This window comes from Synechococcus sp. MU1625 (assembly GCF_020514205.1).
Classification (GTDB): Bacteria; Cyanobacteriota; Cyanobacteriia; order PCC-6307; family Cyanobiaceae; genus Parasynechococcus.
In genome coordinates, this window is the sequence record NZ_VTLA01000005.1 from 21,156 (window position 1) to 35,804 (window position 14,649).

Annotated in this window: 18 protein-coding genes; 7 read left to right on the forward strand and 11 right to left on the reverse strand. The window is 61.9% G+C overall.

Annotation, left to right across the window (positions count from 1 at the left end):
* Window positions 1–9: 9 nt before the first annotated feature.
* From pyrF to FZX13_RS09260, 4 genes are all read right to left on the reverse strand, one after another.
* The gene (pyrF, locus tag FZX13_RS09245) at window positions 10–678 is read right to left on the reverse strand and encodes an orotidine-5'-phosphate decarboxylase (RefSeq protein WP_370630807.1); all 669 of its coding nucleotides are present in this window, start codon (window positions 676–678) and stop codon (window positions 10–12) included.
* Between the two features lie 116 nt (window positions 679–794).
* A complete protein-coding gene (locus tag FZX13_RS09250; protein WP_226409340.1) occupies window positions 795–1,781 on the reverse strand; it encodes a phosphotransferase family protein in 987 nt (328 codons plus the stop codon).
* A gap of 77 nt (window positions 1,782–1,858) precedes the next feature.
* Entirely contained in the window at window positions 1,859–3,106 is a 1,248-nt protein-coding gene (gene tyrS / locus FZX13_RS09255) for a tyrosine--tRNA ligase (protein WP_226409342.1), read from the reverse strand.
* Window positions 3,107–3,150: 44 nt separating this feature from the next.
* Entirely contained in the window at window positions 3,151–3,480 is a 330-nt protein-coding gene (locus FZX13_RS09260) for a DUF1825 family protein (protein ID WP_115022290.1), read from the reverse strand.
* 196 nt (window positions 3,481–3,676) lie between these two features.
* Between FZX13_RS09260 and FZX13_RS09265 the strand changes: the two genes are divergently transcribed.
* From FZX13_RS09265 to FZX13_RS09295, 7 genes are all read left to right on the forward strand, one after another.
* Window positions 3,677–4,378 carry a response regulator transcription factor gene (locus FZX13_RS09265; protein WP_115022611.1) on the forward strand — a complete coding sequence of 234 codons (702 nt, stop codon included), beginning with the start codon at window positions 3,677–3,679 and terminating at the stop codon, window positions 4,376–4,378.
* Between the two features lie 26 nt (window positions 4,379–4,404).
* A complete protein-coding gene (locus tag FZX13_RS09270) occupies window positions 4,405–4,737 on the forward strand; it encodes a hypothetical protein (protein WP_226409343.1) in 333 nt (110 codons plus the stop codon).
* A gap of 48 nt (window positions 4,738–4,785) precedes the next feature.
* Window positions 4,786–5,355, forward strand: coding sequence for a hypothetical protein (locus FZX13_RS09275; protein WP_115022294.1), 570 nt, complete (start codon window positions 4,786–4,788; stop codon window positions 5,353–5,355).
* The gene (locus tag FZX13_RS09280; protein ID WP_226409345.1) at window positions 5,355–5,927 is read left to right on the forward strand and encodes a GIY-YIG nuclease family protein; all 573 of its coding nucleotides are present in this window, start codon (window positions 5,355–5,357) and stop codon (window positions 5,925–5,927) included. The genes FZX13_RS09275 and FZX13_RS09280 overlap by 1 nt, the downstream gene beginning before the upstream one ends.
* Entirely contained in the window at window positions 5,924–6,367 is a 444-nt protein-coding gene (locus FZX13_RS09285) for a hypothetical protein (RefSeq protein ID WP_226409347.1), read from the forward strand. Before FZX13_RS09280 ends, FZX13_RS09285 begins: the two co-directional genes overlap by 4 nt.
* 63 nt (window positions 6,368–6,430) lie before the next feature.
* Window positions 6,431–7,900, forward strand: coding sequence for a leucyl aminopeptidase (locus FZX13_RS09290; protein ID WP_226409441.1), 1,470 nt, complete (start codon window positions 6,431–6,433; stop codon window positions 7,898–7,900).
* Window positions 7,897–8,133, forward strand: coding sequence for a hypothetical protein (locus FZX13_RS09295; protein ID WP_115022300.1), 237 nt, complete (start codon window positions 7,897–7,899; stop codon window positions 8,131–8,133). Before FZX13_RS09290 ends, FZX13_RS09295 begins: the two co-directional genes overlap by 4 nt.
* A 15-nt stretch (window positions 8,134–8,148) precedes the next feature.
* Here the strand turns inward: FZX13_RS09295 and FZX13_RS09300 are convergent, their stop codons facing one another.
* From FZX13_RS09300 to FZX13_RS09330, 7 genes are all read right to left on the reverse strand, one after another.
* A complete protein-coding gene (locus FZX13_RS09300; protein WP_115022302.1) occupies window positions 8,149–8,331 on the reverse strand; it encodes a hypothetical protein in 183 nt (60 codons plus the stop codon).
* A gap of 166 nt (window positions 8,332–8,497) precedes the next feature.
* On the reverse strand, window positions 8,498–9,118 hold the full coding sequence (msrA, locus tag FZX13_RS09305) for a peptide-methionine (S)-S-oxide reductase MsrA (RefSeq protein ID WP_226409348.1): 621 nt from the start codon (window positions 9,116–9,118) through the stop codon (window positions 8,498–8,500).
* Window positions 9,115–10,296, reverse strand: a complete 1,182-nt coding sequence (gene lpxB / locus FZX13_RS09310; RefSeq protein ID WP_226409350.1) for a lipid-A-disaccharide synthase — start codon at window positions 10,294–10,296, stop codon at window positions 9,115–9,117. The genes msrA and lpxB overlap by 4 nt, the downstream gene beginning before the upstream one ends.
* The gene (gene lpxA / locus FZX13_RS09315) at window positions 10,296–11,120 is read right to left on the reverse strand and encodes an acyl-ACP--UDP-N-acetylglucosamine O-acyltransferase (RefSeq protein ID WP_226409352.1); all 825 of its coding nucleotides are present in this window, start codon (window positions 11,118–11,120) and stop codon (window positions 10,296–10,298) included. Before lpxA ends, lpxB begins: the two co-directional genes overlap by 1 nt.
* A 5-nt stretch (window positions 11,121–11,125) precedes the next feature.
* Window positions 11,126–11,581: a 3-hydroxyacyl-ACP dehydratase FabZ gene (fabZ, locus tag FZX13_RS09320; protein ID WP_115022337.1), complete on the reverse strand. Its 456-nt coding sequence runs from the start codon at window positions 11,579–11,581 to the stop codon at window positions 11,126–11,128.
* Window positions 11,578–12,405 carry a UDP-3-O-acyl-N-acetylglucosamine deacetylase gene (gene lpxC / locus FZX13_RS09325; protein ID WP_226409354.1) on the reverse strand — a complete coding sequence of 276 codons (828 nt, stop codon included), beginning with the start codon at window positions 12,403–12,405 and terminating at the stop codon, window positions 11,578–11,580. Before lpxC ends, fabZ begins: the two co-directional genes overlap by 4 nt.
* The gene (locus tag FZX13_RS09330) at window positions 12,405–14,615 is read right to left on the reverse strand and encodes a BamA/TamA family outer membrane protein (protein ID WP_226409356.1); all 2,211 of its coding nucleotides are present in this window, start codon (window positions 14,613–14,615) and stop codon (window positions 12,405–12,407) included. Before FZX13_RS09330 ends, lpxC begins: the two co-directional genes overlap by 1 nt.
* Between the last annotated feature and the right edge of the window lie 34 nt (window positions 14,616–14,649).

Here is a 14,649-nt window from a genome sequence, read left to right on the forward strand (position 1 = left end):
GCTTCAAGTTCAAAGCGCCCCGCAACACTGCGCAAACGCGGCGCTGGAGTCATCGGCTTTGGTGATCGGCCGGCCGATCACCAATTGGCTGGCCCCAGCTTTAATCGCCTCGGCGGGCCCCATCACCCGGGCTTGATCACCGACTGCGGTGCCTTTGGGGCGAATTCCAGGGGTGACCAACGCGAACGGTTCCGGGTGCTGCGCCCGCAGCGCCGCGGCCTCCAAGGGTGAACAGACGCAGCCGCCGATGCCGGCAGTTGCCGACAGCTGCGCCAACGCCGGCACCCGTTCGGCAATGCCCTGGGCAATGGCGAGTTCCCGTTGCAACCGTTGCTCCTCCCAACTGGTGAGCACCGTCACCGCCAGCAGCGTTGGAACGGGTTGCCCAGCCCTTTGGGCTCCTTCCACCGCCGCAGCCTGGGCCGCCTTGAGAGCTTCGCTGCCAGCACAGGCATGCACTGTGATCAACTCCGCCCCCAGCGCAGCCCCCCGCCGGCAAGCCCCCGCCATCGTGGCCGGGATGTCGTGAAATTTGAGGTCGAGAAACACCCGCAGGCCCTGATCCCGAAGTTGCGCCACCACCTCAGGGCCGGCCTGCACGAACAGCTCCAGGCCCACCTTCACCCAGCGCAGCCCCGTCACCTGGGCGGCAAAATGCAGCGCTTGCTCTGGCGCCATGCCATCGAGGGCCACGATGATCCGATCGGCGGGGTCAGAGGAGAGCGTCGGAGCCAAGGCAAGCGGGGGGTCTGGCGTCCATCCTGTCCCCCCGGCAGGTGCATCTCGACCGAGATTCAGGCTGAGGGCGACAGCGTGAGGCCTGTTGCTTGCTCAATGAAGCTCAGATAGTCGCGCTGCGATTCAGGCTTTCGCGTGAATTCGAGGCCAACACCAGTGGCACCAGCAATGAAGACTCCGAAGAGGTGAAACACACGAAAGGCCTTGATGTGCTCGTGATTTAGAGGCCTGACGGATTGATAAACCTTGAGAGCCCCATCCATGATCTGATCCCACAAATGAGGCGACATCGTCGGATCAATTTGGCGCGCGAAAATCAGATATACATTCATTGTATGAGCCAGATCCACAGCTGGATCAGAAATAGAAAACCACCAGTCCAGAACCCCTGAGACAGAGCCATTATCAAACATCACATTATTCCCGTGATAGTCACCATGAATCACAGCGAGATTCCTCCCATCAAGAGGCAAATGAGTGCGCAACCAACCAATCAAACCAGAAGCCCATGGGTGCGCTTCTTCCACAGAATCCAACGCCTTTTGATGACTAATTGGACTCAAATACAGCTCTTCAGGGACATCAGACTGCCTGAAGGCTTCAACGATGGGCCTCACATCCATCTCGTGCATGGTGGCCATCGACTCACCCAAGACCTTGGCATGAAGCTCTGGAGCCAGCTCAAACACAGTTCGGCCGGGCAAGAGATCCATAACCGCAAAGACCCCACCTAAAATCGATTTATCTCCACAAACATGATGAATCAGAGGAGTCTTGAGACCCTGCTGATTCAGGGTCTGATACACAAACTGGTGATATAGAAGCCCCTCCTCTTTGCGCTCAGGACGCTCAATGCGGAGGACCCGTGGCTCCTGATCAACAAGCTGGTAGCGATACAGCCGAGCATCGAAGCCTCCAGTCAGTCGCGTCGGCTCCACCTCATACGCGACAGGATCCTCAAATTGCGATTGCAGGTAAGACAAGAAATCAGCAGCAATTTGCTGATCGGATTTGCATTCAGCCTCAAGACATGGCGCTGTCATTGTTCATCGCTCGGATGAACTCACCATCGCGCCAGTTCTCTCTTGGCGGATCCCCCAAAAGGGGGATTACTGGCAGCTCAAGCCGTCAGCCTCCGGAAGGTTTTCTTGCCCAGCTGCAGCACCTTGCCCTCCAGCTCCGCTGCCGACGAAAACTCCTGGTTCGGGTCGGTGATCTTCTCCCCATCCAGGCGCGCCGCACCCCCTTTGATCTGACGGCGGGCCTCACTGCTGCTGGCGCAGATGCCCACGGCACTGAACAGATAGAAGGCCTTGGCCGGGAAGTTCACCTCTGCAAGCGACGCCTCGGGCACATCGGCACCGGCATCACCACTTCCGCCCACCAAGGTAGCGGCATCGCTCTGCGCCTTCTCCGCCGCCGCCAGACCATGGCGGCTGGCGGTCACCGCCAGGGCCATCGCCTTCTGCTTCTCGCGCGGGTTCTCCGGCAACGAGGCCAAATCGAGATCGGTGAGCAACGTCACGTAGTCGTTGATCGCCCCATCGCCGACTTTCTCCAGCTTGGAGTACATCGAGAGCGGATCCTCTTCCAGCCCCACCACGTTGCCCAGGCTCTTGCTCATCTTCTGAACCCCGTCGAGACCCACCAGGATCGGCAGCAGCAGGCCGAACTGGGTGCCCTTGTCGAAATGGCGCTGCAGATCACGGCCCATGGCCACATTGAACTTCTGATCGGTGCCCCCCAGCTCCACATCAGCGTTCACCGCCACCGAGTCGTAGCCCTGCAGCAACGGGTAAAGGAATTCATGCAGGGCGATGGGGGTGCCACTGCCATAACGCTTGGAAAAGTCGTCCTTGGCCAGCATCTGGCCCACGGTGCCGGTGCCGAGCAGCCCAATCACAGCCGGCAGGTCCATTCCCTCCAACCACTCGCTGTTGTATCGCACCTCTAGGCGTCCAGGCGTTTCGAAATCGAGCAGTGCCGTCTCCTTGGGCTGGTCCTGCCCAAGCTGGCGCAGATAGGTGGAGGCGTTGGCAGCCACCTGCTCTTTGCTGAGCTGCACCCGGGTGGCGCTCTTGCCCGTGGGATCGCCGATCCGCGCGGTGAAATCGCCGATGATCAACACCGCCGTATGGCCTGCGTCCTGGAAAGCCCGCAACTTGCGGAACAGGATGCTGTGACCGAGATGAATGTTGCTGCCGGTGGGGTCAATGCCCAGCTTCACCCTAAGCGGCCTGCCCTCCTTCCCGGCTTGCACCAGCCGTGACGCCAGAGCCTGATCAGCATCGCTCGGGTCGCCGGCCGGGAACAAATCGGCCATGCCCCGAGACAGCCAATTCGGCAGCGACGGGGTTGAGTCCGACATGGGGTGCGCAACGAGCGGGCGCTGGCGATCGTACGAGTGCTGGTTCAGCTCGGGGAGGGAGGCTCGATCTGGGCCTTCATCCGCTCGAGGGTGGAATTCATCTGTTCAAACATTTGCTCGGGGGTGATCCCGAACTGACTGAGCTGGGTGCGCAGCTGCTCCACCGTGAGCTTGGCCTGGAAATCTTCCGAGAGCTCGAAGCGCTTCATGAACACCCGGTAGCGGCCCATTAGCTCTTCCATCGTCTCGATGAACTTCTTCTTGCCCTCTCGGTCGAACTTCCCGTACTCACTGCCCAGCTGCATCAGCTGCTGGTAATCGCTGAACAACCGCTTTGCTTCGTCCTGAACGATGTCGGAATCGAAGAAGGCCATGTCGAGTCGCGCTGGGCACAGGCAATTCTGCCAAGAACAATCGACTTGCTTGAGGGGTAATCGCCGCACCTTGCCGAGGCCTGAGGCGGGATTTTTGTACGGTCTTCCTAACCAGCACCGCCCGCAGGCGACATGGGATTCATGGTGAGTTTCGGGCTGCATTCAGGATGTGAACTTCACCGCTCAGCTGGCCGCGATGCGTGAGCTGCCCCAGCGCAACCGGCCCCTGCTGGAGGGGCGTCGTCTGGTGGTCGCTTCGGCCGATCGGGTTTTGGTCAGCGGCCTGCTGCACAGCCTCGATGGCATCGGCTCCATCGTGGGGGCTGCCAGCACCGAAGCGGAAGCCCTGGCCTGCCTCAGCAGTACGGCCGCCGATCTGCTGATCTGCAGCGACAGGCTCGAACGTGGCAGTGGCCCCTCCCTGGTGGCAGCAGCCAAGGCCCACCAGCCCTCGCTGCGCTGCCTGATGCTGATCCAACGCCCCTTGCTCAGCACCATTCGTGCCGCTGCAGCGGCTGATTGCGACGGTCTCTGCAGCCATGAGCGCATTGGCGACGGCGGCTTGCTCAGCGTCTTGCGCGCCATGGAAAGCGATGGCAGCCACATGGATCCGGTGATTGCCGGCGTGGCCCATCACGACCGCAGCTTGGCAGGGGTGGGGCATCCGATCAGCGACGTGCTGAGCCTGCGGGAAGAAGACGTACTGCGTGGCCTCTGCCGCGGCCTTAGCAATCAGGAGATTGCGGATCAACTCCACATCTCGATTGAAACCACCAAGCACTGCATCACAGGGCTGCTGCGCAAACTGAATGCCAGGAACCGCACCCAGGCTGTGCTGATGGCCTTTCAACACAATCTGGTGGATCCACCGATGCCGATTCCCCGCTGGACCCCTTAGCCCCAAAGGGACCATCCTGAGAGGAGATGAACGGTCTTGACGCCATGGTCCGACGCGCCGCCACCGCAGCCCTGGTCGTTCTCAGCGTCAGCAGCCTCGGGATGCCAGCGGTGAATGCCGGAAGCGAGCGCACGACCGCCCTGGTGACCATCGCCGAGGCCAATGCCCGCTGTCTGATCGAAACCAAACGGATGAAAGCTGCCCAGGCCCGCGACATCGCCAACCGGTTTCTGCTCAGCAAAGGGGTCAGCGCCGCCGAGCGCGAGGAGGTGCAAAGCGCTCCCGGTTACGACGACCTGATGCGCCGCTACATCGACGAACAGGGGGGCTGCGAGGGTCTTGTGCGCGCCCTGCGCTGACGCAACCCCACCACCCTCGTTAATGTCGGCCCATCTCTGCTGAGCAGCATGCCCCGCAGCCACTGGTTGGATCCCCTGGCCAGGCGGGTGCTGCAGGCCACCGGGCAGCTGCCAACACCACCCCGTCCAGCGCCACTACAGCCATTAGCGATCGAGGCCGAGCCTCCAGCCTGGGTGATGGATGTGAATCGGGCCAGCCGCGATGAGTGGCTTCAACTGCCCGGCTGCAGCCAGGACATGGCCGATCTGCTGGTGCGCCTGCAACAGGGGGGCGTGCAATTCGCCTGCGCTGATGATTTGTTCCGGCTGCTGGAGCTGCCCATCGATCTGAGCAGGCTCTGGACACCGCATCTCGTCTTCCATTGGCATGGCGATGCTCCATTGCAGCCGCAGGCCACTCCCCTTGACCTGAACAACGCCAGCGCCGATCAACTCGAGCTGCTCTGCTGGCCAGAGCAACGGCTGGCCAGCCTGCTGCGGGAGCGACGCAGCTCCGGTTTCAAAGATCTGGCTGACCTGCAGGAACGGCTCTGCCTTCCCGCCAGCACCGTGGAAAACCTGATCGGCCGGGTGAGTTTCGGCATCCGCCGCGCCGGACCCAGCCTGCCCCTTCACTGATGCAGGGAGATCTGTTCTCCACCGGTGCGCTGGCCTTCAGCAATGGGCCTGAGCTGCCCCTGCAACGGGAGCAGCTGATCGCCTGGCAACAGCGCCTGCATGACCATCAAGCGCCGCTGTTCCGCGGAGAAACAGCTCAGGCCGCCCAAGGAGATCTGTTCGGCTCCTCCCCTGATGACGCTGCCGCGGCCCTAAATCCGCTGACGCTGACCCCCCTGGCGATGAGTTTCTGGCGATGGCCGGAACCGTCCCATCGGGGTGCCGCGATCTACCTGGTGATGGATCGGCCGACCCAACTGGAGCAGCCGCTTCTGCTCTATGTGGGAGAAACGCTCGCCGCCGAGCGCCGCTGGAAAGGCGATCACGACTGCAAGGCCTACCTCGCCGCTTACGGCGAAGCCCTTCAGCGCTGCGAACTCAGTGCCCAGCTGAGCATCCGCTTCAGCTGCGATGTACCTCAGGCCACCCGCGCACGGCGGGCCCTGGAACAACAGCTGATTCAACGCTGGTGGCCGCCCTTCAACAAGGAAACCCGCCAACGATGGGCCACCCCCTTCAACGCCGACTTGTGACCGCAACCCAAACGGCCCTTGCTCTGCTGCTACTGGCCCTGCCGGCCACCGCTGCCGACCTCGCACAGCTGCAGCGAAGCCTGCTGCGGCATGGCTTCACGATTGAAGAACGGCAGCCCCCGGGGCAGGCCTACGGACGCTTCATCCCGGCGGAGAAACGGCTAGAGATTTCGCCGCTGGTACGGGAGCTCGGCATCACCCGGGCCGTGCTGCTGCATGAAGCGGTGCATACCGCCCAGAGCTGTCCCAACGGAGCGCTCTCGCTGATCGGTGTGCAACGCAAGGTTGATCCAGCGGTGGTGAGCCGGATCCGCTACCTGCTGCACAACCACTACAAGTCCAACAACACTGCACTCGAGCAGGAAGCCTTCGTAATCCAGAGCCAACCGGATGCCGAGCAGCTGATCATCACCGCCCTGAACCAGCGCTGTTCGCCCTGATCAGCAAGGTGCAAAGGCGTCGCGCAGGATCGCTACGCTCGTTCTTTGCCGATGCGTCCATCCATGCGCTTCTCCCTGTCCTCCAACGGTCTGCAGGAGTGGAACGGCAATGTGCTGGCGGTGGGGCTACCCCAGGGCGATGCCGATGCAACCGCAAAGGCCTTGGAACAGCGCTTTGCGGGGATCACCGACGCCCTGAAACAGCAGGATTTCAAGGGGAAGCCGGGTGATCAACTGGTGATCACGCCCCTGGGTGCTGGCCCAGAGCGCCTGGTGGTGCTGGGCCTGGGCGACGCCGATGGAATCGACATCGACCGCCTGCGCGGCGCCGCTGCCCGTGCAGCCAAGGCCGCGATCGGCTGTGGAGGCACTCTGGGACTGCAGTTGCCATGGCATGGAACCGATGCCACCGAAGCGGCCCGCATCAGTGCTGAAGCCGTGCGGCTCTGCCTTTACAAAGACCAGCGCTTCCGCAAGGAGGCGGAACCACGCCGGATTCCCGAAGCTCTTGAGCTGATCGGCCTCGACCCCACCGCCGCCAGCGGATTTATGGCGGTCAACGCCACCTGTGCCGGCGTGGAGCTGGCCAGGGAGCTGGTGGCCGCCCCCCCCAATGTGGTTACCCCGGGCGCCCTGGCGGAAACAGCCGCCGGCATCGCCAGCGACCACGGCCTTGAGCTCAAGGTGCTGGAGCGCGGCGACTGCGAAGCCAAAGGCATGGGCGCCTTTCTGGCCGTGAGCCAGGGCTCCGATCTACCGCCCAAATTCATTCACCTGATTTACCGCCCAGAGGGCGAAGTGAAACGCCGCGTCGCCCTGGTGGGCAAGGGCCTCACCTTCGATTCCGGCGGTTACAACCTCAAGGTAGGCGCGGCGCAGATCGACATGATGAAGTTCGACATGGGCGGCAGCGCCGCTGTGCTGGGCGCCATGCGCAGCATCGCTGAACTCAAGCCAGCCGGCGTTGAAGTGCACATGGTGGTGGCCTCCTGCGAAAACATGGTGAACGGCTCTGCCGTCCACCCCGGTGACATCGTCACGGCCGCCAACGGCATGACGATCGAGATCAACAACACCGACGCTGAAGGCCGGTTGACCCTCGCCGATGCCCTGCTCTACGCCTGTGAGCAGGAGCCCGATGCCGTTGTGGATTTGGCCACCCTCACCGGAGCCTGCGTCATTGCCCTTGGTGATGAGATGGCCGGGTTGTGGTCCAACAACGACGACCTGGCGGAAGCCCTCGATGCCGCCGCCCATTCCGGCGGTGAAGGCCTGTGGCGCATGCCCCTGCGACAGTCCTACAAGGATGGGCTGAAGTCATTGTTGGCCGACATGAAGAACACCGGTCCGCGGCCAGGGGGCTCGATCACCGCGGCCCTCTTCCTCAAGGAATTCGTGGCCAAGGACACCGCCTGGGCCCACATCGACATCGCTGGGCCGGTCTGGAGTGACAAGGGCAAAGGCGTCAATCCAGCCGGTGCCACTGGCTACGGCGTGCGCACCCTGGTGAACTGGGTGCTGGCCCAGTCATGAGTCGATCCCCGGTGCGCTGGTACATCAAGGCTCAGCTGGGGGTGCTTCTGCTCCCGGTGGGCCTCTGCCTGTTCGGCGAAGCAATCAGCCGCAAGGTCGTTCAAATGCTGGGCAATGACGGTGGCCCCTGGTTCTGGTACGGAACCCTCAGCCTGATCTGTATCAATGCCGGTATTGGACTGATGATTGACAGCGGTCTAACCCGTGGCTTTCCAGGGCGACGTCAGGGCTGATCAGGACGCAACTGCTCAAGACGCAACAGCTTGAAGTTCCAGGGAGCGGCTTGGTGTTTCGAGCGCGTGGATCTGCCACCGTGCTCGCTCAGAGCAAGTTTCCAACACACGATCAAGATCGTCCGACGCATGCTTCGGCGACGGATAGGGACCGATGTGACGGGTGCCAAGACCATCCTTAATGGTCAGCAGATACATACATTCCTCCACTTACCGACTGATCGTAAGCATGGCCGCAAGCCTGGTCGATGGCTGGAAACCCGTCTGTTCACTGAGAACTTGCTGAATCAATCAGGTTGCGGCGCTTAATCTTTTCAACAGGTTGATTGTCTATTTCTTAAGGAAGTTGACCGAATTCAGTGGTTTAACGCCATGGCTGACCGGTTCGCGCCTCAGCACCCCACACCGCATCCAGGCGACGGTCGCGACCGCAACTGAACCGATAAAAGTTGTATTTGAGGGAATTGTTCTCTGCGTAGTTCTGGTGGTAACCCTCGGCAGGCCAAAACCGAGCCGCTTCCCTGAGCTCCACTTTCAGCGCGGCCCGCGGTTGCGACAGCTCGCGGGCCGCCGCCTCGGCACTGGCCTCAGCAGCCTGGGCCTGAGCGGCATCGGCCGTAAAGATCACCGGCCTGTAGGAATCGCCGCGGTCGCAGAACTGACCACCGTCATCGAGGGGGTCCACATTGCGCCAATAGCTGCGCAGTAGCTCGGCGTAACTGATTTGCTCAGGGTCAAAACGCACCTGCACCGCTTCTTGATGGCCAGTGGTCTCGCTGCTGACCTGGCGGTAGGTGGGTCGCTCCACATGCCCGCCGCTGTAGCCGCTCACGGCATCACGCACCCCGGGCAGGTCCTCCAGGTCGTGCTCCAAACACCAAAAACAACCACCGGCGAAGACCGCTGTCTCCAGTTCGGCCATGGCGCTCTGGGGCCAGCAGAACAGCATCAAGCAGGTAGACAGCAGAAGCAGCGTTCGTTTCATCCGATCACCTGATCAAAAATGGCCTTAGCAGCCCGTCCGGTCACTCCAGGAGAACCCAGGGTGGCTCGCAACCGCTCATACCCTTCCAGCATCGCCCGGCGCTGCGGTGTGGCGGTCAACAGGGGTAAAGCCCTCTCCACCAAAGCTTCTGCGGTGAGCTCGTCCTGCAGCAGCTCCGGCACCAACCGCTGCTTGAGCAACAGATTCACCGGCGAGATGTGGTCCACCTGGAACCGCAGAACATGGCGTGCGACCCACGCCGTCAGTCGGCTGACGCGATATCCCACCACCTGAGGAACCCCCTGCAAAGCCAGTTCCAGATTCACCGTGCCGGATTTTCCCAGGGCGAGATCCGCCGCCGCACAAAGGGTGGTCTTAAGAGCATCCGCTTCAGCGGCAGGAATCACCCGGGCATGGCGCACACCGGCCTCCTCAAGCGCAGCAGCTAGGGGGTGTTCGAACTGCTCCAGCCCGGCGGGAAGCAACACCTGAAGATCAGGGTGGCGCTGCTGCAGCAGGGCCGCCGCCTGGGCCAACGGTGGCATCAGGTAGCGCAACTCCTGGGGCCGGGATGCCGGCAGCAGCAGCAACACCGGCGCCTCGGGATCCAAGCCCAATTGGCGTCGGGAGCTGGCGCGGTCGGGCAAATTCTGGAAGCTGTCCAACAGCGGATGACCCACCCAGCTCACATCCGCACCGCGGGCCGCATAGAACTCGGCCTCCGCCGGGAAGATCGCCAGGATTTTGTCGGTGAACTCCAGCAGACGGGTGGTGCTGCCATCGCCGAAGCGCCAGGCCCATTCCTGGGGGGCGATGTAATACGTGATCGGCAGGTGGGGCCGTTGCTTCCGCAGCCGTGTGCCCAGCCGCACATTGGCTCCGACGTAGTCGATGAGCACCACCCCATCGAGGGGCCGTTCCTCAAGCAGCGCATCCACCCGGGCCTGCAGCCGCAGCGTGGGAAGAATCAACGGGACGGCCTCCCACAGACCGATCGCCCCCATCGGCGCGGTATCAGCGATCAACGAAGCCCCCGCCGCCTCCATGCGCGGTCCACCAAGGGCCAGCACTTCGAGCTCAAGGCCCCTCCGTTCCGCCTCCAACCGCAGGGCCCGAATCAACAGGCTGCCCTGAAGATCACCGGAGACTTCACCGGTGCTGATCAGCAGCCGAACCATCAGCGGCCCTGCAATGGCATCGGACCCCGTCTCCCCTGACCAGTGGATGCCTCGAGGAACCGGCAGAGGTGCTCAGCGGCCGGCAGCAACGCCTGGACTCGAGCCTGCTTGAGCGCATCGGCAATCACCAGATCGGAGCGATACATCAGGGTCCAGATCTCCTGAAGCTGCTTGAGTTCAGCGCCGTCGTGATTGCCGGCCATGCCACTGCGACGCAGGCCCACCCGGTTGAGACCCCGCACACGACCCGGATGGCCTTCCACCAGGCAGTACGGCGGAACATCCCGATCCACGCGGGTCATCCCGCCCACCATCGCCATCCCACCGATATGGACGAACTGGTGAATGCCCAAACAGCCACCAATCACGGCACGGTCTTCGATCACAACGTGGCCCGCCACCTGAATGGCATTGGACATCACGATGTTGTTGCCGAGATCGCAGTTATGCCCCAGATGGCAGTAAGCCATCAACAGGTTGCCGTTGCCAATACGGGTCACCTCGCCCTCTTCGGTGGCCCGGTTGATCGTCACGCATTCCCGCAGCGTGTTTCCATCCCCAATCAGCACCTCGGTTTCAGCACCGCGGTACTTGAGATCCTGCGGCGGCAGTCCGAGGCAGGCACCCGGGAACACCTTGTTGTCACGCCCCAGGGTCAGCCGACCGTCCAACACGGCATGGGGACCGATCCAGGTGTTCTCTCCGATCACCACCTGAGGGCCGACCACTGCACCAGGGCCAATGACCACCCCCGAGGCCAGCTCGGCCTTCGGGTCCACCACTGCCGTGGAGTGAATCTGCTGTGACGCCGTTTGCTGCGACATCGCGCTCAATCCACCAGGGAGAACATCAATTCGCCGGAGCAGGCCAGATCTCCGTCCACCGTGGCCTCGGCCTTGACCTTGCCGAAGCGCTTGCGCTTAAGGCTGAGCAGTTCACAGCGGATCACCAGCTGATCTCCAGGAACCACAGGGCGCCGGAAGCGTACCCCGTCGATGCCGGCAAAAACGAACAGTCCTTTGGGCAGATCGGGCATCTGGGTCACGATCAACCCGCCCACCTGCGCCATGGCTTCCACAATCAGCACCCCAGGCATCAGCGGGCGCTCTGGGAAATGCCCCTGGAACTGGGGCTCGTTCATGGTCACGTTCTTGATCGCCGTGGCCGAAACCCCGGGCTCATGGGCAATGACCCGATCCACCAGAGCAAAGGGGTAACGGTGCGGAAGCAAACCGGCGATCTGCTCGCTGGTAAGCACGATGTCTGGGGTGGTGGATTCAGTCACAAAGCGGCTGCGAGATCGGTGTGAAGACCATGGGATCCCCTGTACACAAGAACCTGTGCCTGGGGAAAACCGACGAGGGCCAGGTCGCCGATCAGATCCAAGAGCTTATGGCGCACCGGTTCATCCTCGAACCGCAGCGGAGGATTCATCCACTGATCGCCGTCACAGACCAGGGCGTTGTCCAGGGCTCCGCCCTGGATCAAGCCGGAAGCGCGCAGCTGCTCCACCTGCTCCCGGAAGCCAAAGGTGCGTGCCGGAGCAATCTCATCTACGAACCGCTGGGGCGTGAGTTCCAAGGCGAACTGCTGACGGCCGATGGCCTGCTGAGGAAAATCGATCATTCCCACGACAGCGAAGCGGTCCGCCGGGGTGGCCGTGATCACACTGCTGCCGCGATGACGCATGAGTGGTTGGTCCAACTGGGGTGGAGCCGGCCTGGGGGTTGCCGCAGACACCAAACCCGCCGCAGCGATGGCCTCCACCCAAACCAGCGCTGAGCCATCCAGCAGGGGGACTTCCTGACCGCTCACCACGATCTCGACGTGACTGAGGCCGCAACCCGCCAGGGCCGCCAGCAGATGTTCAACGGTGGCCACCTTGCTGGGGCCAAGATCCAGCGTGGTGCACAACGGGCTGTCACGCACCTGATCCGGCCGTAGCTGGATCGGTTGCTCCATCCCCGGCAAGCGCATGTGGAATCCCGGCTGATCCGTCGGGCAAAGCTGCACCGTGGCCTCAGCTCCACTGTGGAGACCGACGCCGGAGCATGTTGTCTCAGCCGCCAGGGTCCATGCAGCTGAGTAGTCCTGAGGCCAGCTGATCACTAAAACTTCCAGCCCACTCCCAGATTGAAGCGCCAGTCGGAGGCGAAGTCCTTGCTGGCCACCTCAAGTCGGATCGGACCGACCGGCGTGGTGACAATCACGCCTGTACCCAGCGAAACACCGGAGCCATCCTTATCGAGCAGCAGGCCCGGCTTGCCTGGCACATCCTTCTGAGTGCCGAAATCGGTACCGGCATCCATGAACACCTCACCAGAGAAGATGCTGATCAGGGGGAAGCGGTACTCGATTGTGAGTTCACTGAAGGCCTTGGACACAGCCAGGTCGCAGTCGTACCAACCGCGAATCGAGTTGGATCCACCCATGCAGAACGCTTCGTATGGAGGCGCTTCACCCATGATGGCGCCACCCTTGATCTGCACACCGATGGCTTGCGGGCAATCGGCCTCTTCGCCGGGCTTGGGACGGCAACCCTTATGAAGCTTCAGCCAGTCGACCGGGAAGAACTGGGTGTAGCTGGCACGAAGCCGGTTGAAGGTGGGCGAATCATTATTGATGCCGACAAACTGCTCAGTTCCGGCGGTGAAGAAGTTTCCGCTAGTGGGATTGCGAGAATTGTTGAAATTGTTGTAGGTGGTGGCGACACGCATCCCTACAAGGGTGTTGCTGTCAGCGCAGTTGTACGACACGCAAATGATGTCGTCGTTTTTAACTTTCTTGCCCAAGTTATTTGTGGAGACGCCGTAGGGCCTTGAGTCACCGGCAAAGTTGATTGGCCGCACCTCAGCGAAGGACATGCCAGCAAGCACATTCCACTTGGCATCTTTGTAAGGATCACCACCGTTCAGGGGGCGGGCAAAGGAAAAGCTGCCGCCGGTCTTGCGCAGCACCACCGTGTCTCCCTCGTAGTCAAGCCAACTGCGGTTGGGATATTCGTCCTCAGCCTTGTTGATGTTGCCCGGAGCATCACCATCAGTGAAGCCGTAATTGCGGCCTGTCCGGTAGGCGTTGTTGGTGTTGTTGTCGACGTAGTCCTTGGCTGTGCGGATGTTGCCGTTGTCTTCGCTCTGGAAGACCTGAGGCACCTGCTGGCTCAAGAACAAAGACGTTCGGAAGCTGGTGCGGTGGTTGTCGCCGTAGATCCAGGGATCCGAGAAGTTGAGGTTGGCCAGACCGCCGTACTGGCCGTAGGTGATGTTGGTACCCAGAGTCCAAGCACGTCCAAAGAGGTTGGTCTCCTGGACCTGCACCTGACCGAACACACCCTGGCTCTGGCTGTAGCCAAGGCCGCCAGAAAGCTGACCGGTGGACTGCTCAACGATGCCGAGAACAATGAACACATCCCCTGGCACATCGGGCACAGGCCGCAGCGTCACCTTCACATCACTGAAGAGCTGGGTTCCGTATAACCGCTTGATATCCCGCTCAAGCTTGTTGCGGTTGAAGGGATCTCCAGGCTGAATCGAGACCTCCCGGGTGATCACCCACTCTTTGGTCTTACCGCCAATGGGATTTCCACTCTCATCGGTGTCATCCCCCTCCTTGTTGAGGAATTTGACTTCGACGCCAGCCACGCTGCCCTGAAGCAGTTTCAGGGTGACCACCCCATCGGGACTGACCCGTTCAGGACCAGACACCCGAGCCAGGGAGTAGCCCTCCTTGGCCATCCAGCTCTGCAGGGCCTTCATCCGCTGCTGCAGGTCGTTGAGGTTGAGCGTGCGGCCGTAATCCGACGCAAACGTCTCTTCCACCACAGCATCGGGCAGAAGATCCTCGTCATCGGCGTTGATCTCCACTGCACTGAGCGAAGGGAAGGGCGCCACCTGAACGATCACCTGCACACCGAGCGGTCCGTTCTGGGGAACGATCCGCACATCCGAGAACCAGCCCGTGGTCTGAATGCCATTCAAATCGTTCTGCAGCTCCTCCCGTGTGACACGCATCCCCGGACGCACCTGCATCGCGTCGTAAGTGGAGATCTGAAGGCGTTCCTCCTCCGGGTGACCCTCAATGCCCTCAATCACCACCTCGGAGATCAGAACCCTGGGCTGCTCGACAACGGGCGGCTCAATAACTGTCTCTTCAACAACCGTTTCCTCAACAACCGTCTCCTCCACCTCGACCGTGTCGGCGGCAGTCGGCGGGGACTCCTGGGCCAGCACCGGCTGGGCAACCAGGGGCATCCCCAGCATCAGACCCAACACCGTGCGACGAACAGCAACCGAGGAGCGGCGAGACGAACGGCGTGTCATCGAGGCGCAGGCTGGGCCGAAGCCACAAAAAGGT